This window comes from Streptomyces sp. NPDC048643, from assembly GCF_040650615.1.
GTDB lineage: Bacteria > Actinomycetota > Actinomycetes > Streptomycetales > Streptomycetaceae > Streptomyces.
On record NZ_JBEZHO010000002.1, the window covers coordinates 81,783 to 99,564 of the forward strand.

The window sequence follows — 17,782 nt, forward strand, 5'->3', positions numbered from 1 at the left end:
TCCGCCGCTGTGGCGTTGCGCGGTGCCGAAGGGGGGTGGAAGGCTGGATGTGGACACCCGCTCGGGGGACCCCCGGGAACCACCCGGTTCGCGTGGGGCGACAGCCGTGTCCCGTGGCCCGCGCGCCCGTCGTCGGTTTCGGCGGAGCCGGTCCCGTCCGCACCCCCTGGAGGTACTCGTGGACAGCGCCGACGGTTGGGGAGACGAGGTCTACCAGCCCGACGGATCCGAGGTACAGGACGACGCGGGGCTGCTCGACGCGGAGGACACCCTCACCACCGACGGCGTCGACGACCCCCTGGACCGCGGCTGGTCGCCGCCGGAGCGGCCCTGGGCGGTGGAGCATCAGGGCGTGACCGCGTCGGAGGCCGTCGCGGGCGAGACCCTGGAGGAACGCCTCGCGGAGGAGTTGCCCGACGTATCCGCGTCCGACGGCGACGGCATCGGCGATATCGAGGGCACCGACGGCGAGCCCCTCGACGACGAGGTCGGCGACCGTCGCTCCGGTCGTCTGGTGGCACCGGACGAGGGGGCGCACGAGGATGAGGAGAGCGGGCTCATCGCGACGGACATCGGCATCGACGGCGCCGCGGCCTCGGCCGAGGAGGCCGCCATGCACATCGTCGACGAGGACTCCGTGTCCGGCTGACCGACGCCCGGCCCAGGTCACTCCCCCGAAGGAGCATCCATGCAGCAGGACAAGCAGCCCGACTACCATGCCGTGGTCTTCCGTGACCGCAGCGCCGGCTACGCCTTCCTCACCCGCTCGACCGCCACGAGCGAACGCACCATCGAGTGGGACGACGGAGAGACCTACCCGGTCGTCGACGTGGAGATCTCCTCGGAGAGCCACCCGTTCTACACGGGCAAGGCTCGCACCGTGGACTCCGAGGGGCGCGTCGCCCAGTTCGAGCGTCGATACGGAGGCGGCGGACAGGGATCCGACGGAGCCGGGAGCGCCTGAGCCGTACCGGCTGCCTGAGACGGTCCGGCTCAGATGAAGTTCATCGCGGCCGCGCACCCCACGCCGCCCAGCAGCATGAAGGCGGGCATCAGCACCTTGAGCTCGACCCAGCTGCCGGCGCGGAACCGCATCACCTTGGGCGGCCCGATCGGGTACCAGCGCTTGCGGCCGACCGGGATGGGCCACAGGATCGGGCAGCCCGACACCGTGAGCGCGTCCCCGATGTCGTGAACCAGCGCGCCGAGGACGATCGGCAGGCCGAGCCACAGATACTCCTGGCCTGGCGAGGCGAACAGCCAGTGCGAGCCGTTGCCCGGCTTGTCCAGTATTCCGGCGAGGATCCACGCGCTCGTCGCGGCGAGGAGCCACACCAGCACGTCGCTGCTGGACCCGCGGGCGGCCCGCCACAGCAGGCCCTCGATGGCGAGGACCATGTGCACGAAGAGGAGGGCGAGGACCGCCCAGCGGCCGCCGGTGATCGCCAGCACGGAGGCGCCCGCGCCTATCAGCACCGCCCACAGCCAGGTGTGCGTCAGCGTGCGGTGGCCGCCGGAGCGCCGGGGGTCGCCCTGCTTCCTGGTCCCCTTGTAGACGGCGTACGACAGCTTGTCGACGATCTCGCACAGGCCCCGGGACACGGGTCCGAAGGCGCGCGAGATGGTGGCGGCCTTGTGGTCGAGGTCCGGGGCGAGGGCGGCACCCGCGCAGATCAGCGCGCCGACCAGGAGGACCGGCCAGGGCATCGTGTGACCGGCCGCGGCGGCGGCCGCTCCGACGCCGAGCCAGGCCGCGGCTCCCGACAGTGAGTGTGCTGGTCCCATCATGGCCGTTCCCCGCCCCGTTCCTCTTGTGCCGCTGCCCAGTTGCCCGTGCGTGCTGACGCGTCGTCGGCGACACAGCGTAGCGTTCGTGATCATCGGACCGGCATCCGATTCCCCCATAGCGTGCGTCGACAGGCAAGATGGGGGCGTGACCCTCATCGATCAGCTGCCGCAGACCACAGACCCCGACGCCCTTTACGAAGCCTTCGAGTCGTGGGCCGGGGAACGCGGTCTCACGCTCTACCCCCACCAGGAGGAGGCGCTGATCGAGGTGGTCTCGGGGGCGAACGTGATCGTCTCCACGCCCACCGGGTCGGGCAAGAGCATGATCGCCGCGGGCGCGCACTTCGCCGCACTGGCCCGGGACGAGGTCACCTTTTACACGGCGCCGATCAAGGCGCTGGTCTCGGAGAAGTTCTTCGAGCTGTGCAAGATGTTCGGCACCGAGAACGTCGGCATGCTCACCGGTGACGCCTCCGTGAACGCCGACGCCCCGGTCATCTGCTGTACGGCCGAGGTGCTCGCGTCCATCGCGCTGCGGGACGGCAAGCAGGCCGACGTGGGCCAGGTCGTCATGGACGAGTTCCACTTCTATGCCGAGGGCGATCGCGGCTGGGCATGGCAGATCCCGATCCTGGAACTCCCCCAGGCGCAGTTCATCCTGATGTCGGCGACGCTCGGTGACGTCTCGATGTTCGAGAAGGACCTCACGCGCCGCACCGGGCGTCCCACCGCGGTGGTCCGCTCCGCGACCCGGCCGGTCCCGCTCTCCTACGAGTACGTGCTCACCCCTCTGACGGAGACCCTCACCGAGCTCCTCGCCACGAAGCAGGCCCCGGTCTACATCGTGCACTTCACGCAGGCGCAGGCGGTGGAGCGGGCGCAGGCGCTGATGAGCATCAACATGTGCACGCGCGAGGAGAAGGACCAGATCGCCGCGCTGATCGGCAACTTCCGCTTCACCACCAAGTTCGGCCAGAACCTCTCCCGCTACGTGCGGCACGGCATCGGTGTGCACCACGCAGGCATGCTGCCCAAGTACCGGCGCCTGGTGGAGAAGCTGGCCCAGGCCGGTCTCCTGAAGGTCATCTGCGGCACGGACACCCTCGGCGTGGGCGTCAACGTCCCCATCCGCACGGTGCTGTTCACCGCGCTGACGAAGTACGACGGCACCCGGGTGCGCACACTGCGTGCCCGCGAGTTCCACCAGATCGCCGGACGTGCCGGCCGGGCGGGCTTCGACACGGCGGGCTTCGTCGTCGCACAGGCGCCGGAGCACGTCATCGAGAACGAGAAGTCGCTCGCGAAGGCGGGCGACGATCCGAAGAAGCGCCGCAAGGTGGTGCGGAAGAAGGCTCCCGAGGGCTTCGTCGGCTGGTCGGACACCACCTTCGAGAAGCTCATCGCCGCCGATCCCGAGCCGCTGACCTCGCGTTTCCGCGTGACCCACACGATGCTGCTGTCGGTGATCGCGCGGCCCGGCAACGCCTTCGAAGCCATGCGTCATCTGCTGGAGGACAACCACGAGCCGCGCAAGCAGCAGCTGCGGCACATCCGGCGGGCGATCGCGATCTACCGCTCGCTCCTCGACGGCGGCATCGTCGAGAAGCTCGACGAACCCGACCCGACCGGCCGCATCGTGCGCCTCACCGTCGATCTTCAGCAGGACTTCGCGCTCAACCAGCCGCTGTCGACGTTCGCGCTCGCCGCGTTCGACCTTCTGGAGCCCGAGTCGCCGTCCTACGCCCTCGACATGGTGTCGGTCGTGGAGTCCACGCTCGACGATCCGCGGCAGATCCTCGCGGCGCAGCAGAACAAGGCCCGTGGCGAGGCCGTGGCCGCGATGAAGGCCGACGGTGTGGAGTACGAGGAGCGCATGGAGCGCCTCCAGGACGTGACGTACCCCAAGCCCATGGAGGAGCTCCTCTTCCACGCGTACAACGTGTACCGCAAGAGCCACCCGTGGGTCGGTGACCATCCGCTGTCGCCGAAGTCCATCATCCGCGACATGTACGAACGGGCCATGACCTTCACGGAGTTCGTGTCCTTCTACGAACTCGCGCGCACCGAGGGCATCGTGCTGCGCTACCTGGCGAGTGCCTACAAGGCGCTCGAGCACACCGTCCCGGACGACCTGAAGTCCGAGGACCTGGAGGACCTGATCGCCTGGCTGGGCGAGATGGTGCGCCAGGTCGACTCCAGCCTTCTCGACGAGTGGGAGCAGCTCGCCAATCCCGAGGTGATGACGGCGGAGGAGGCCCAGGAGAAGGCCGACCAGGTCAAGCCGGTCACGGCGAACGCGCGCGCTTTCCGTGTCCTCGTCCGCAACGCGATGTTCCGCCGGGTAGAGCTCGCGGCTCTCGACAACGTCCACGAACTCGGCGAGTTGGACGCCGACGCCGGCTGGGACGCCGACGCGTGGGGCGACGCGATGGACAAGTACTGGGACGAGTACGAGGACCTCGGCACCGGTCCCGATGCTCGTGGCCCGAAGCTGCTGTCGATCGTCGAGGAGCCGCAGAACGGTCTGTGGCGTGTCCGGCAGACCTTCGCCGACCCGAACGGCGATCACGACTGGGGCATCAGCGCGGAGGTCGACCTGGTGGCCTCGGACGCCGAGGGCCGTGCCATCGTCAAGGTCACCGACGTCGGCCAGCTGTGAGCACAGGAGAGAACCACCGATGACGAATCCTGCCGAGAGACTCGTCGACCTGCTCGACCTGGAGCAGATCGAGGTCAACATCTTCCGGGGCCGCAGCCCGCAGGAGTCCCTCCAGCGGGTCTTCGGCGGACAGGTGGCGGGCCAGGCGCTGGTGGCCGCCGGCCGCACGACCGAGGGCGACCGGCCGGTGCACTCGCTGCACGCGTACTTCCTGCGCCCCGGCCGTCCGGGCGTCCCGATCGTGTACCAGGTCGAACGGGTGCGGGACGGGCGGTCGTTCACCACGCGCCGGGTCACCGCGGTGCAGCAGGGCCGCACGATCTTCAATCTCACCGCCTCCTTTCACAAGCCTGAGGAAGGGAGCTTCGAGCACCAGCTGCCGCCGGCCCGTGAGGTGCCGGACCCGGAGTCCCTGCCGACGGTTTCGCAGGAGATCAAGGAGCATCTGGGGGCTCTGCCCGAAGCGTTGGAGCGCATGGCCCGGCGTCAGCCGTTCGACATCCGCTATGTGGACCGGCTGCGCTGGACGCCCGAGGAGACGAAGGGCGCCGAGCCACGCAGCGCGGTGTGGATGCGTGCCGTCGGCCCGCTGGGCGACGACCCGCTCGTGCACACCTGTGCTCTCACCTACGCGAGCGACATGACTCTCCTCGACGCCGTCCGGATCCCGGTGGAACCGTTGTGGGGTCCGCGCGGCTTCGACATGGCGTCGCTGGATCACGCGATGTGGTTCCACCGGCCGTTCCGTGCGGACGAGTGGTTCCTCTACGACCAGGAGTCCCCCATCGCGACGGGCGGACGTGGGCTGGCCCGCGGCCGCATCTACGACCAGGAGGGGCACCTCCTCGTCTCGGTCGTGCAGGAAGGCCTGTTCAGGGCGCTGTAGGCAGGCCCGCGTCCGTATTCCTGCGGCGCAGCCACCCGAGCAGCCTTCGCGAGCGGGCGGCGTCCGGCGCGTCGATCGTGTCGATCGTGCGGGCGGGTGCCAGGGGCCGATCTCGGGGAGCGGCCGGCATCGGTGAGGCCGAAGGCACCGTGGGTCGGGGCGCGGGTCGGTCCTCCCGCGCTTCGGAGAGGGTCTGACCGAGGTCTGCGCGAAGCCAGCCGATCTCGTCGGGATGGTCCGCTGTCATGATGCGCTCGGCGATCAGCGCCGAGGGCGAGCCCGGTGCCGCGCCCGAGACCCGGTCGGGCCGGAGACGGTCGAGGTACGCGCGCTCGCAGGGGTCCCGCACGACCCGGGCGACCTGAACGGGGTCGAGCAGCGACGCCACGACAGCGGCGCGAGCCCAGGGATCCTCGGACTGCCGGAGCTGGAAACCCAGGTGTCGTCCGCGCCAGTTGCGGGGCCGGAGATCCACGCCTTCTTCGAGCTGACCGCGGAGGCCTTCGGGCGTCCGGCCCTTCATCAGCGGTGCGTGCTTCTCGTCCGCGGCGAACTGCCGCAACTCCTCGGCGAGATACAGCCAGACAACCGCCCTGTAGCGGTTCAGATAGAACTTCACGGGCACCACGAGGCCCAGGCGTGCGAGGCGCGTGAACCGGGTGGTCGTCATGCCCATGAGCGCGGCGCCCTCCGTGGTGCCGACCGCCTTCACTCGCTCGTGCAGCGTCTCGGGGAAGCCGGCCTCGGAACGCAGGCGCTCGATCTCGGCGCGAGCGACCCTGCGTCCACCACCCCCTTCGTCGGGGAGGGTGCGCACGCAACCGAGGTGCACGGCCAGGTCGAACTCGCCGCGCCTGAGGTCCAGTTCTCGTGCGGCGCGGCCGAGCGACGTGGTGGCGGACTGGGTGATGGTGCTGCCGGCGGTCATGACGGTTCTCCCCCGTGGAGTCGGATGCTCGCGCCGTGTGCGCTCGCTTCGGAAAAACCGTATCCGGCCCGGCGGATATCGCGGCAAGCCTGTGGAAAACTCTGACCGCGACGGCGTATCGGCAGGTCAGAGGTCTGTCGCGGGCCTGGCTCCCGGCAGTCGCGCATCCACGCCGAGGTGCTCGCCGACCCGGTTCACCAGCAATGTCATCTCGTACGCGACCTGGCCGATGTCCGCCTCCGCACCGCTGAGGACGCACAGACAGCTGCCCGCGCCGGCCGCGGTGACGAAGAGCACGGCGTCGTCGAACTCGACCATCGTCTGGCGCACTTGTCCGGCACCGAAGTGGCGGCCGGATCCCTTGGCCAGGCTGTGCAGCCCCGACGAGACGGCGGCGAGGTGCTCGGCGTCCTCGCGCCGCAGCCCCGTGCTCGCCCCGGTCACCAGCCCGTCGTTCGAGAGCACGAGGGCGTGCCGGACGTGCTCGACGCGCTGGGTGAGGTCGTCCAGCAGCCAGCCAAGTCCCGTGTTCTGTGCCATGATCCGGTCTCCCCGTGTGTCGTTTCCCCCCGACCGGAGGATTCGCCCAGCAAGCCTTCCCCACTGCCGCCCTTCGGGCAAGGAGGATGGGCGGCATGGCAGAGAAGATGACCGACGAGCAGTGGCGAGCGTTCGTCTCGCAGGGAACCTGCACGGGGAAGCTTTCCACCGTCCGGGCCGACGGCAGTCCGCACGTGGCGCCGATCTGGTTCGTGCTGGACGGTGACGACCTGGTGTTCAACACCGCGAAGGACAGCGTGAAGGGAAGGAACCTGGCGCGGGACGGCCGGGTCGCCCTGTGTGTGGACGACGACCGGCCGCCCTTCGCCTTCGTGGTGCTGGAGGGCCGGGCGGTGTTGTCGGAGGACGTCGACGATCTGCGGCACTGGGCCGCCCGGATCGGCGGCCGCTACATGGGCGAGGACCGCGCCGAGGAGTTCGGCAAGCGCAACGGCGTACCCGGTGAACTGCTCGTCCGCCTGCGGATCGAGAAGGTCCTGGCCTTCGCCGCCGTGGCCGACTGAGCGGTCACGAGCCGGCAGGCACGGCCGGCCTCAGCCGACGGAGTCGAGGAGCCGGGCGGTGTGGACCCGCCCGGCGTACTCGACGAGCCGGATCAGCACCTCCTTGCCCGAGTCGCGATCACGGGCGTCGCAGAGCACCACCGGGGTACCCCGGTCGAGGTCGAGAGCACGGGACACGTCCTGAGCGCCGTACGCGCGCGCATCGGCGAAGCAGTTGACGGCCACCACGAACGGGATGTGCCGGTGCTCGAAGTAGTCCACCGCCGGGAAGCAGTCCTCCAGCCGTCGGGTGTCCGCGAGGACGACGGCGCCGAGGGCACCCGTCGACAACTCGTCCCACAGGAACCAGAAGCGGTCCTGGCCCGGTGTTCCGAACAGGTAGAGCGAGAGACCCGACCTGATGGTGATGCGTCCGAAGTCCATGGCGACGGTCGTGGTGACCTTCTGATCCACTCCGCCGGTGTCGTCCACCGACTGACCGGCCTCGCTGAGCAGTTCCTCGGTGCGCAGCGGCCGGATCTCGCTGACCGCGCCCACCAGGGTGGTCTTTCCCACGCCGAATCCGCCGGCGACCAGTATCTTCAGCGCCAGGGCGGACGTGTCGCCACCCGAGGCGTCGGAGTTCTCGGAGACCATCGATCACTTCTCTCGGGAGTGCCGACCACCGTCGACGTCGGTACATCTGGGTCATCTAGAGCGCCCTCAGTCCCTCGATCACCTCGCGGAGGATGCGCTCGTCGGGCAGTTGTGCGGGCGGTACGGGGCGCCTGACGGTGACGCAGCTGCGTTCCAGCAGGTCTCCCAGGAGCACCCTGACCACGCCCAGGGGAAGATCGGCGTCGGCGGCCAGTTCGGCGACGGACTGAGTTTCGGTACGGCACAGTTCGATCAGGGTTCGGTGTTCCGGTCCCAGCGACGTGTCCTCGTCGATGCCGGGGGCGCCCTCGTCGAGTGAGACCAGGGCGATCAGGTCGAAGTGCACCCCGGTCGGGCCCGACTGGGTGCGGCCGCCCGTCATCGCGTAGGGACGGACGAGGGGCCCCGCCTCCTGGTCGTACCACTGGCTCCCGGGCTGCGGCGGAGTGCCCGGCGTGTCCTCGGTCATCTGCGTCGGCCGTCCTCGGTCAGCCCGCGACGGGCGGCTGTGCGGCGGCGCGAGTCGGCGTGTGGAGGTGTTCTCCGACCCGTTTGACCAGGAGTGCCATCTCGTAGGCCACGAGGCCGATGTCCGCGGTGACCGCGGTCAGGACGGCGAGGCACGATCCGTCTCCCGCCGCGGCCACGAAGAGGAATCCCTCGTCCATCTCCACCATCGTCTGGCGTACCCCGCCGACCCCGAAGTGGCGTCCTGCTCCCTTGGCCAGGCTGTGGAACCCGGAGGCGACGGCGGCCAGGTGTTCGGCGTCCTCGCGCCGCAGGCCGGTTGACGCGCCCACCGCCAGGCCGTCGTTCGACAGCACCACGGCGTGTCGCACGTCGGCCACGCGCAGCACCATGTCGTCCAGCAGCCAGTCGAGTTCACCGGATGGCTGGGCGGATCTCGTGCTCGGGTCCTGGATCATGCGGAGTCTCCTTCGCTGCTGTCGCGGCCCTCTTCGACGTCGGGGGTCGCGGGGACGCCGGGTGACCTGCCGCCGCCGCGTACCCAGCCGTCCCGGTAGGCGGTCATCCGCGCGCGTACGCGTTCGGGTGTGCATTCGTCGTCCGTAGCGGACGGGGGCGGCTCCGCGGCGCGCTGCCCGCGCAGTTGAGGTGCCAGATGTGCCTGGCGCACCCGTCGTGGGAGTTCCTCGGAGGTCTCGGTGTCGTCGGCCGAGCGGTGCAACCGGAGTGTCGCGATCCGGGCCGGAGGAGTCTCCCGTGAACCGTTCACGGGGCCTTCGGGCGCCACTGCCACCGGCGGTACCAGTGCGGGTCGTTCGTCGGCCGCCCGGACGGCGTCCTGCTCCGGGACGGACGCCACGCGCGCGTACTCCCGTTCCACCGGCCTGTCGGCTTCGGCCTGTGCGGTGGAACGTTCCCTCGGGCCGGCGTCCAGGAGGGCGGTGGGCAGCAGGACCACCGCCGTGGTGCCTCCGTAGGGCGAGGTCCGCAGTTGGACCTTGATGTCGTGCCGGGCCGAGAGTCTGCTGACCACGAAGAGGCCGAGCCGGTCGCTGTCGAACAGGTCGAGTGCCTCGGACTGTTCGATGCGGTGGTTGGCCTGGGCCAGTGTCTCCTTGCCCATGCCGAGGCCCCGGTCCTCGACCTCGATCACGTAGCCGTTGCCGACGGGTTCGCCGGTGATCCGGACGCGGGTGTGGGGCGGCGAGAACTGGGCGGCGTTCTCCACGACCTCCGCGAGGAGGTGGGTGAGGTCGGCGACCGCGGTGCCGATCACGGCCGCGTCGGGGAGCTGGCGCACCTCCACGCGTGCGTAGTCCTCGACTTCGGAGACGGCCGCCCGGACGACGTCGGTCAGCGAGACCGGCATCCGCCAGGCGCGGCCGGGTGCGGCTCCGGAGAGGATGATCAGGCTCTCCGCGTGGCGTCTCATCCTGGTGGTGAGGTGGTCGAGACGGAACAGGTCGCTCAACTCGTCGGGGTCTTCCGACCTGCGCTCCATGGTGTCCAGGAGATTCAACTGGCGGTGTACGAGCACCTGGCTGCGCCGGGCGAGGTTGACGAAGACCCCGGAGATCCCGCCGGCCAGTTCCGCGCGTTCGACGGCGGCGCGCAGAGCGGCTCGGTGCACGGTGTTGAGGGCTTCGGCGACCTGGCCGGTCTCGTCGTCCGAGGGCTTTCCGAGGGGCGCTTCGGCTCGCACGTCGACCGCTTCGCCCGCCCGTAGTCGGCGCATGGCCTCGGGGAGCTTCCTGCGCGCGATGTCCAGGGCGCTGTCGCGCAGGCTGACCAGTTCGACGACGAGGTCGCGGCCGATGCGTACGGAGATGATCAGGGAGGCGATGCCCGCTGCGAGTCCGAAGAGGACCGCTGCGCCTGCGGGCGTGAGCAGCGCACGCCCGAACGGGTCCGCCCCGTCCGCGACGGCTGCTTCCGTCGCGATCGTCCGCATACCGTCCTGCACACGCGCGTGAGCGATGTCCCAGGCTGATTCCGGTGCGGCCTCGACGGCCTTGGTGCCCGGGCGGGCGGCCAGCACCTTGTCCTCGACCGTGCGGACGTCCAGGTAGGCGGCCCCCTGGGCCAGGTCCGTCCAGGCCGCGCGTTCGGGTCCTCGCAGGTCGACCATGGCGGCATCAGTCAGCGCGCGGCGGGTGTCGACCGCGCCGGTGAACAGTCGGAGCCGCTCGCCGTCGAGGCTTTTGGCGAGCCGGGCCCCGCCGAGGACGGCGTTCTCCTGGGCGAGGGCTTCACCGGCCCGGGAGAATTCGAGGAGCACGCGCGCGTCGGAGCTCATTCCGGGGTCGTCGACACCGGACAGCGCGCCGTCGACACCGAAGGCGGTCGCGATGGCCTTCGTGTAGCGGCCGTACGCCTCGTCCCAGCCGGTGCGCCGATCCAGTACGGACGTGCGGAGCGTCCTCAGGTTGCCCGCGTCGGTGACGAAGGCGTCGAGCCGTTCCGCGGCTCCCGCGGGGAGGTCGGCACCGTCGGCGACGGTGTGGTCGTCGCCGAGGCGGAGCTTCGCGACGGCGCGGTCGGTCTGCCGGGAGAGGTTCCTGAACTCGCTCGACTGCGCTGCGGCGGGATCGGTCGCGTAGCTGACGGCGGCCGCGCGTTCCGCCTGGAGCGCGGCGACCGCGGCGTCGACAGGTGCCCGGACGGTGGCGTCCACGCGTTGCAGCTGCCGCAGTCGTGCGACGTCCTGGGCGGTGCTCACGGTGGCGAACGCCCACAGCGCGAGCAGCGAGACGACCGGCACCATCAGCAGGCTGACGACCTTGGCCCGGACGGTGCGGGGCCGGAGGTGCCAGCCCTCGGCGGGCGGGCGTGCCGGTGGCACAGCCTCGGCGGCGGACCCGTCGAACTCGGGGTGTTCGTCCGCCGGCGGCCCCGCGTGGGCGCGGCGGCCGCGGGCCCGGGGTGGTGGCTGGGCACCGGCTGTGGTGGTTCTGCGGGGTGTACGCATGGCCTCCTCGATCGGAGAGGTTCGTGGTGGCCCTTCGCGGCCGGTTGCTGCCGGGCCCGCCGTCAGCGGGCGATGCTCTCGACCGCCCGCCGGGCCGGCGCGGACACCTCTCGGCCTTCGGACATCGGGGAGAGTGCGACGAATGCCGCGGTCAGGAAGAGGTAGGACCCGAGGCCGACGGCGAGGGGGAAAATGAACTGCATCGCCGTGGCCCCGGGCAGGACGCCCCCGGAGGGGCGGACGCGGACGCTCACCGCCATCATTCCGGTGTAGTGCATGCTGCTCACCGCGCCGCCCATGACGAGGGAGGCGGCGGTGACCGCGACGGGGGACCTGGTGGAGAGCGCCGCCCACAGGGCGGCGGTCGCCGCCAACACCGCCAGGCCGACGGAGAGTCCGACGAGTGCGGGGTCGTAGTGCACCTGGCCGTGCAGGCGCAGGGCCGCCATGCCGAGGTAGTGCATGCTCGCGACGCCGAGCCCGGTGGTGAGCCCGCCGATGACGAACGCGCGGCGCCGGTCGCGTCCGTATCCGACGGCGAAGAGTCCGGCGCCCACGAACGCCATGGCGACAAGCAGGCTCAGCACGGTCAGCGGCACGTTGTAGCGGATCTCCGTGCCGGTGACGCCGAAGCCCAGCATCGCCACGAAGTGCATCGTCCAAATCCCGGTGCCGATCGCGGAGGCGGCGGCGAGGAGCCAGTTGCGGCGCGACGAGCCGGTGGATCCGAGCGCGCGGACCGCGCAGCGCAGGCCGAGGGCGGCGCCGATGGAGGCCATCACGTACGACAGCACGGGGGTCAGCCAGCCGAAGGCGGCGTGGTCCAGGTGTCCCATGGCCCAGGGACGCTAGTCGGCGCCCGGTGGCACAAAGGGGGCGCATTTCGAAAGCTGTTGCAATATGGCGAAGGTGTGTACCTCAGCGATCGCGTCGGGTTCGAACGTGTGCACCGCGTCGTCCTTCGTGTCGGTGAGAGATCATGCGGCACATGAGCGACGACCACACACACGTCCAGGAGTTCTTCGGCACACGCGCCGCCGACTGGGACACGCGGTTCCCCGACGACGGCCCCGCGTACGAGGCCGCGGTGAAGGACATGGGGCTGCGCCCGGGTGACCGGGTGCTCGACGCGGGCTGCGGAACCGGACGCGCGCTGCCGCCGCTGAGGGCTGCGGTAGGCGGCACGGGGGTGGTCCTCGGGGCCGATCTGACCCCGGCCATGCTGGAGGCCGCCGTGCGGGCCGGGCGCGACCGCGACGGGCGTCTGCTGCTGGCCGATGTCGCAGCGCTGCCGCTGCGTTCGGAGTCGTTGGACGCGGTGTTCGCGGCCGGTCTCGTCGCCCATCTGCCGAACCCCGCCGAGAATCTGCGGGAGTTGACGCGCGTGGTGCGCCCCGGAGGCACGCTGGCACTGTTCCATCCGATCGGGCGGGCCGCCCTCGCGGCGCGCCAGGGTCGGGAGCTCACCCCGGAGGACCTGCGCGCGGAGCCCAACCTGGGGCCCCTGCTCGCCGGTTCGGGCTGGGACATGCTCTCGTACGTGGACGAGGACGCCCGCTTCCTCACGCTCGCCGTGCGAAGGGACTGAGCGGCGCCCCGGATCCGCAGCCGACGGTCAGTGCGTACCGGTGAGGACCGCGGCGAGGGCGTCAGCGTTGTCGAACATGATGTTGTGGCCCGCGCCCGGCACTGTCACAACCCGCACGCCCGCCACCTCCAGCGCCTGCGCGCCGGGGAGTTCGCCGCTGAGTTCACCCTGGAGGTAGACGCGGTCGATGGCCAGGCCGATGAGCATCTGACGCATCGTCGGGACGGTGCCGTGCTGGAGGGCCAGCGCCGTGCGGTACAGCGCACGCGGGTCGGCGAGGCGCATGGTCGCGGCCCAGGAGTCCCCGACCTTCTCGAGCACGCGCGCGTGGCCACCGTTCTCCACGAAGTCGTCCTCGTCGTACGCGGCGATACCGCTGTCGCCCGTCGTCCCCGGCGGATACGGGTCGAGGTTGGCCTCGACGAGGACGAGACGTGAGACGAGGTCGGGCCGCAGATGGGCGAGCACGACGGCGACGGCGCCCCCCATGCTGTGGGCGACGAGTTCCGCACCGGTGACGCCGGCGCCGTCCAGAGCCGCGGCGAGAGCCCCTGCGTGGTCCTCGAGGGTGTAGCCGAAGTCCGCAGGCCGGTCGCTGATGCCGTGTCCCGGCAGGTCGACGAACAAGGTCCTGCGGCCCGCCAGTTCGGGCCGGGCGGCGATGTGGGCGTGGTAGACCGCCGACGCCGCCCCGAGGCCGTGCACGTACACGCGCGCGGGCCCGGCCCCCGGCGCCTCGGTCCACCGGATCAGGCTTCCTCTGCTGTCGAACTCGGCTTGCCTCATCGGGCCCTCCCCGTCACGACGTCTCACTCTTCCGCACGGAGCATACATCGGACCCGATGTATTAATGAACCGATGTACAGCGTGCATGAGGGATGATGAGGTCATGCTGGAGCTGGCCATCCTCGGATTTCTCTGCGACACCCCACTGCACGGCTACGAGCTGCGCAAGCGCATCACCGCCCTGACGGGGCACGTGAAGCCGGTGGCGGAGAGCACGCTGTACCCCGCCATCAAGCGACTGGAGAACGCGGGCCTGCTGGAACGCGCCACACAGCCCGGCTCCGTGGCCGCCCCCCGTCACGTCCTGACACTCACCGAGGAGGGCGGGCGCGAACTGCGGCGCAGGCTCGCGGAGCCGGCCGGGCGGGACATCAGCGACGAGAACAGGTGGTTCGCGGTGCTCGCCTTCCTGAGGCATCTGGAGGACCCGTCGGCACAGGCGGCGGTACTGCGCCGCAGACTCGCCTTCCTGGAGGAGCCGGCGAGCTTCTTCTACGACGGTGACCGGCCGGTGCGGGCCGAGGAGTTGGACGACCCCTTCCGACGAGGCATCCTCACCATCGCACGGGCCACGAGCGAGGCGGAACTGGCGTGGCTGCGGGCCACCCTCCACTCACTCGACGCCGCGGGCGACTGAGCCCGGACAGCCGCGCATACCCGGAACTGTCGGAACTGGGCAGACCCCGAGGTCGGCGACGCGGTGGCCGTCCGGGTAGCTCTTGACCTCCCGGTCCTGTCGGGCGAAGTGCGGGGCGCGCCGCGGTGGCAGAAGGCGGACCAGTCGGCCACGCGCGCACAGCACGGCGGGCCGACACGCGCGTGGCGGCGGCCGGTGGTGCGTAGCGGAAGGCCCGCAACAGGGGTTCGTCGAGCAGGGCGAGCATCGAGGCGCGCAGCAGGGGTGCGAGGAGCACCGCGCAAGTCGCTCGTAGCGCTTCACCGGGTCGTGCCCCTTCTGCCGCCACGCCTCCAACTCTACGTTGAGTAGCAGCAGATGAACGCTTGGCGACGACGATCGAGCAGAGGAAGGTGGCCCGATGTCCGGCATGTTCGACAGGCTCCGCACGATGGCAGGCAGGAAGACGGCGGAACAGTCCGGAGAGGCCGGTCCCGTGGTTGCCCGCGAGGGCGGGAAGCGCGGCCACAACCTCTTCGAGGCGGCCTCGGCGTACGTCTCCGCGTGTGCCGAGGACGATCAGGAGCGGATCGACGAGGCAGCCTCCTGGGTGTCGCCCGAGGCGCTCTCCTTCGGGGTGACCGAACTGGCCTGCCGGGCGGTCATCGCCCTCGCTCGGGAACGCGACGAGTCGCCCGGGACGGTCACGCGCTCCCTGCTCGGACTCCCCGCCGCCTGACGCGGTCGGCCACAGGGGGGCGTTTCGCCCCTGTCCAGCCGGATAACTGCAGCTCCGCATGTGTGTGGGGCCCGTGACAAGCGCCTTCCGGTCGCATTAGGGTGCGCCGACAGATGGACCGATCGGGAGGCTGGGATGGCCGGGACGGACGAAGAAGCCGTCACCACCGTGGACGAGGAAGCCGTCGCCACCGTGGACGACGACGCGCTGTACGTGCTGACGGCGGTACTGCTGACACCGGCGAAGTTCCCCAGCGTGCTCGGGGACGACTATCCCGAGGCCTGTGCGACGCTCGCCCTCGCGCCGCTCGCCGACGGGTACGGGCTGGTGCTCGGCCAGGACGGGGAGGGCGCGCGGTGGACCGTCGTCATCGACGACGTGTCGCTGGTCGCGGTGGCCATCGCCTCCTGGGACTGCGGAATGGAGCACGAGCTGTCGCCGGACGAGCGGACGGTTGTCGCCGCGCTGCCCGGCTGGCCCCTGGAAGTGGCTGTCGCGGCGCCGGGGGTCCCGGCCCCGCACGATCCGTCGACCGAGCCCACGGAACGCCCTCCGCTGGCTCCGCCGGACACGACCACCTGGGGGCCCGCCCAGCGGCGTCTGGGTGCCGACGAGATCGCTCTCCAGTGGGCGACGTGGCGGGATCAGATCGACGACAGCGAATTCGCGCCCTCGAACGGTGCGGAGCAGTCCGGGGACGACGACGCCCAGGCCGAAGACCCTCAGGCCGAGCGCGAGAAGCTCGGCGACGGTCAGGAACGCACGGGGGTCCGCCGCGTCCTGGCCGAGGCGCGCTCCTACGTGGACACCCCTCCGCCGCTGGGCCGCGTGCGCTCGTCCTTCGCCACGGGAGACGCCCGGACCCTGCGCGCCGACGGTCCGGGATGGTCTCTCGTCGCGAGGACCGACGACATCGCGTTCGTCCTTCTCGACGACGAGCCCGGCGAGGTCCTGCCCGTCGGTCGAGGACCGGAACTGCCCGGCCTCCTGGAGGCTCTCGACAAGATGGCCGTCCGCCCGAGCTGAGCGACGGCGTCACCGGGAGACCCGGTGACGCCGCCCTCGTCAGTCCTCCGCCACCCCGGTCCGCCGGCCTTCACCGGTGTCGGCGGACGGTGGCCCCGCGCCCCTCAGCGGCCGATCTCCTTGCGGGTGACGCGGCGCAGCCTGCGCCGCTGCGAGGGGTCCAGGGCCAGGTACGCGGCCGCCGGTACACCCAGCACGATCAGGAAGGCGGCCCACCAGGGCAGCCAGATCAACAGGATCAGGCCGACCGCCACACCCCCTGCGGCGATCTTCGCGTTCTTCGACATGTGTGTCGCCTCCTCCGCGGCTGATGCCGCTCTCTGTCGTGAGAACGGGTCCCTGCGTCCCACGGTTCCGGACCGCGACCCTGATACGTCCCTGAGGTGTGCCCCTTACTCGACCCTGAGAGGCTCCCCGACCTCGTACATGTGGCGCAGGGCCTGTCGGTAGGAGTCGACGAGCCCGGTCTCAGCGTAGGGAATACCCATCTCTCGGCAGTAGGCGCGCACCAGAGGCTGGACGCGGCGCAGATGCGGGCGGGGCGTGCTGGGGAACAGGTGGTGTTCGATCTGGTAGTTGAGGCCGCCCAGGAACCAGTCCGTGAGGACGCCGCCCCGGACGCTGCGCGAGGTGAGGACCTGTCGGCGCAGATGTCCCCAGCGCTCGCCGTCCGGGTCGGGCATCTCCATGCCCTTGTGGTTGGGCGCGAAGGACATCCCGAGGTGCAGGCCGAACAGTGCCTGGTGAAGGGCCGCGAAGGCCAGTGCCCTGCCCGGGGAGAGAACGGTGAGCAGCAGAGTCGCGTAGGCGACGACGTGGGTGACCAGCAGCAGCGCCTCCACGGCACGCTCGCGTGGCGGCTGCCGGCGAAGGTCCCGGAATCCGTGGATCTTCAGGGCGATGCCTTCGAGAAGGGTCAGCGGGAAGAACAGCCATGCCTGGTTGCGGGTGAGCCAGCGCCGGAATCCGGTGCGCTCGCCGGCCTGACCGCTGGTGAAGACCAGGACGTCGGCGAGGACGTCGGGGTCCTTGTCGATGTGGTTGGGGTTGGCGTGGTGCCGGTTGTGTTTGTCGTTCCACCAGGCGTAGCTCATGCCGAGGAGCAGGTTGCCGTGGACCAGGCCGATGACCCGGCCGGCCGTCTTGTTGCCGGTGATCTGGGAGTGGCCCGCGTCGTGGCCTATGAACGCTGTGCGGGCGCCGAGTACGGCGAGCACCGGTGCGAGGAGCAGGGTCCACCAGGAGTCGCCGATCAGGACGACCCCGGTGAGCACGGCGGCCAGGCTCAGCAGGTTCGCGGCGATCTCGCGTGCGTACCAGCCGTGGCGCCGGTCCAGGAGTCCGCGTTCCTTGACCCTGCGCAGGAGGGGTGCGAAATCGCTGCCGGGTGCCGCCCTCGATCCCTCCTTGGGGGTGGGTTCTGCGAGGACGGTGGCGGTCTGGGCCATGGCGGGTCTCCGGTCTCTCGGGGAGCGGGCCGACCTGATCTCTCAGGAAGTGGGCTGACCTGATGAAACGTACGAATCAGTGACCTCTGACGGCCATGGCGCCACCACCCCGTTCCGTGCGGGGTTTCCCCCGACTCCCCAGGGGGGTGGCACCCCTCCGGGAGCGCAGGTGCCACCGTTCT

The 17,782-nt window shown here is 70.6% G+C and carries 20 protein-coding genes and 1 pseudogene; 9 read left to right on the forward strand and 12 right to left on the reverse strand.

Annotation, left to right across the window (positions count from 1 at the left end; translation table 11 throughout):
* Positions 1-178: 178 nt before the first annotated feature.
* Positions 179-649 carry a DUF5709 domain-containing protein gene (locus AB0C62_RS02235; RefSeq protein ID WP_362969188.1) on the forward strand — a complete coding sequence of 157 codons (471 nt, stop codon included), beginning with the start codon at positions 179-181 and terminating at the stop codon, positions 647-649.
* A 39-nt stretch (positions 650-688) separates the two neighbouring features.
* The gene (locus AB0C62_RS02240; protein WP_362969189.1) at positions 689-964 is read left to right on the forward strand and encodes a type B 50S ribosomal protein L31; all 276 of its coding nucleotides are present in this window, start codon (positions 689-691) and stop codon (positions 962-964) included.
* A gap of 29 nt (positions 965-993) precedes the next feature.
* Here AB0C62_RS02240 and AB0C62_RS02245 read toward each other — a convergent pair whose 3' ends face one another.
* Positions 994-1,788: a metal-dependent hydrolase gene (locus tag AB0C62_RS02245; RefSeq protein ID WP_362969190.1), complete on the reverse strand. Its 795-nt coding sequence runs from the start codon at positions 1,786-1,788 to the stop codon at positions 994-996.
* Between the two features lie 145 nt (positions 1,789-1,933).
* Between AB0C62_RS02245 and AB0C62_RS02250 the strand changes: the two genes are divergently transcribed.
* Both AB0C62_RS02250 and AB0C62_RS02255 read left to right on the forward strand, forming a co-directional pair.
* Positions 1,934-4,447, forward strand: coding sequence for a DUF3516 domain-containing protein (locus AB0C62_RS02250; protein WP_362969191.1), 2,514 nt, complete (start codon positions 1,934-1,936; stop codon positions 4,445-4,447).
* Between the two features lie 19 nt (positions 4,448-4,466).
* Positions 4,467-5,333, forward strand: coding sequence for an acyl-CoA thioesterase II (locus AB0C62_RS02255; RefSeq protein WP_164374524.1), 867 nt, complete (start codon positions 4,467-4,469; stop codon positions 5,331-5,333).
* On the opposite strand, the gene AB0C62_RS02260 is transcribed toward AB0C62_RS02255, so the two are convergent.
* Together AB0C62_RS02260 and AB0C62_RS02265 are read right to left on the reverse strand one after the other, a co-directional pair.
* Complete coding sequence (locus AB0C62_RS02260; protein WP_362969192.1) at positions 5,320-6,261, reverse strand: DUF6397 family protein; 942 nt, start codon at positions 6,259-6,261, stop codon at positions 5,320-5,322. The two genes, AB0C62_RS02255 and AB0C62_RS02260, sit on opposite strands and share 14 nt — an antisense overlap.
* A 126-nt stretch (positions 6,262-6,387) precedes the next feature.
* Positions 6,388-6,801, reverse strand: coding sequence for a roadblock/LC7 domain-containing protein (locus AB0C62_RS02265; RefSeq protein ID WP_362969193.1), 414 nt, complete (start codon positions 6,799-6,801; stop codon positions 6,388-6,390).
* A gap of 95 nt (positions 6,802-6,896) precedes the next feature.
* Here AB0C62_RS02265 and AB0C62_RS02270 point away from each other — a divergent pair, with 95 nt between their 5' ends.
* Complete coding sequence (locus AB0C62_RS02270; protein ID WP_362969194.1) at positions 6,897-7,325, forward strand: PPOX class F420-dependent oxidoreductase; 429 nt, start codon at positions 6,897-6,899, stop codon at positions 7,323-7,325.
* A gap of 30 nt (positions 7,326-7,355) precedes the next feature.
* Here the strand turns inward: AB0C62_RS02270 and AB0C62_RS02275 are convergent, their stop codons facing one another.
* From AB0C62_RS02275 to AB0C62_RS02295, 5 genes are all read right to left on the reverse strand, one after another.
* Positions 7,356-7,961 (reverse strand): ATP/GTP-binding protein, encoded by a 606-nt coding sequence (locus AB0C62_RS02275; RefSeq protein WP_081222999.1) that lies wholly within the window; start codon positions 7,959-7,961, stop codon positions 7,356-7,358.
* A 55-nt stretch (positions 7,962-8,016) separates the two neighbouring features.
* On the reverse strand, positions 8,017-8,430 hold the full coding sequence (locus tag AB0C62_RS02280) for a DUF742 domain-containing protein (RefSeq protein ID WP_362969195.1): 414 nt from the start codon (positions 8,428-8,430) through the stop codon (positions 8,017-8,019).
* A 19-nt stretch (positions 8,431-8,449) separates the two neighbouring features.
* A complete protein-coding gene (locus AB0C62_RS02285) occupies positions 8,450-8,887 on the reverse strand; it encodes a roadblock/LC7 domain-containing protein (protein ID WP_362969196.1) in 438 nt (145 codons plus the stop codon).
* Positions 8,884-11,397, reverse strand: a complete 2,514-nt coding sequence (locus AB0C62_RS02290) for a nitrate- and nitrite sensing domain-containing protein (RefSeq protein ID WP_362969197.1) — start codon at positions 11,395-11,397, stop codon at positions 8,884-8,886. The genes AB0C62_RS02285 and AB0C62_RS02290 overlap by 4 nt, the downstream gene beginning before the upstream one ends.
* Positions 11,398-11,459: 62 nt before the next feature.
* Positions 11,460-12,233, reverse strand: a complete 774-nt coding sequence (locus tag AB0C62_RS02295; protein WP_362969198.1) for an MHYT domain-containing protein — start codon at positions 12,231-12,233, stop codon at positions 11,460-11,462.
* Between the two features lie 143 nt (positions 12,234-12,376).
* On the opposite strand from AB0C62_RS02295, the gene AB0C62_RS02300 reads away from it, so the two are divergent.
* Positions 12,377-12,985: a class I SAM-dependent methyltransferase gene (locus AB0C62_RS02300; RefSeq protein WP_362969199.1), complete on the forward strand. Its 609-nt coding sequence runs from the start codon at positions 12,377-12,379 to the stop codon at positions 12,983-12,985.
* Between the two features lie 27 nt (positions 12,986-13,012).
* Here the strand turns inward: AB0C62_RS02300 and AB0C62_RS02305 are convergent, their stop codons facing one another.
* Positions 13,013-13,771 (reverse strand): alpha/beta hydrolase, encoded by a 759-nt coding sequence (locus AB0C62_RS02305; RefSeq protein ID WP_362969200.1) that lies wholly within the window; start codon positions 13,769-13,771, stop codon positions 13,013-13,015.
* Positions 13,772-13,874: 103 nt separating this feature from the next.
* Between AB0C62_RS02305 and AB0C62_RS02310 the strand changes: the two genes are divergently transcribed.
* Positions 13,875-14,408: a PadR family transcriptional regulator gene (locus AB0C62_RS02310; protein ID WP_362969460.1), complete on the forward strand. Its 534-nt coding sequence runs from the start codon at positions 13,875-13,877 to the stop codon at positions 14,406-14,408.
* Here AB0C62_RS02310 and AB0C62_RS02315 read toward each other — a convergent pair.
* Positions 14,385-14,679, reverse strand: a pseudogene (locus tag AB0C62_RS02315) (DUF2236 domain-containing protein); the annotation flags it as partial. The gene AB0C62_RS02310 and the pseudogene AB0C62_RS02315 sit on opposite strands and share 24 nt — an antisense overlap.
* A 159-nt stretch (positions 14,680-14,838) precedes the next feature.
* On the opposite strand from AB0C62_RS02315, the gene AB0C62_RS02320 reads away from it, so the two are divergent.
* On the forward strand, positions 14,839-15,126 hold the full coding sequence (locus AB0C62_RS02320; RefSeq protein WP_362969461.1) for a hypothetical protein: 288 nt from the start codon (positions 14,839-14,841) through the stop codon (positions 15,124-15,126).
* A 135-nt stretch (positions 15,127-15,261) separates the two neighbouring features.
* Positions 15,262-16,152, forward strand: a complete 891-nt coding sequence (locus tag AB0C62_RS02325) for a hypothetical protein (RefSeq protein WP_362969201.1) — start codon at positions 15,262-15,264, stop codon at positions 16,150-16,152.
* Positions 16,153-16,256: 104 nt separating this feature from the next.
* On the opposite strand, the gene AB0C62_RS02330 is transcribed toward AB0C62_RS02325, so the two are convergent.
* On the reverse strand, positions 16,257-16,439 hold the full coding sequence (locus tag AB0C62_RS02330) for a hypothetical protein (RefSeq protein ID WP_081223009.1): 183 nt from the start codon (positions 16,437-16,439) through the stop codon (positions 16,257-16,259).
* A 105-nt stretch (positions 16,440-16,544) separates the two neighbouring features.
* Entirely contained in the window at positions 16,545-17,600 is a 1,056-nt protein-coding gene (locus AB0C62_RS02335; RefSeq protein ID WP_362969202.1) for an acyl-CoA desaturase, read from the reverse strand.
* Positions 17,601-17,782 lie beyond the last annotated feature (182 nt).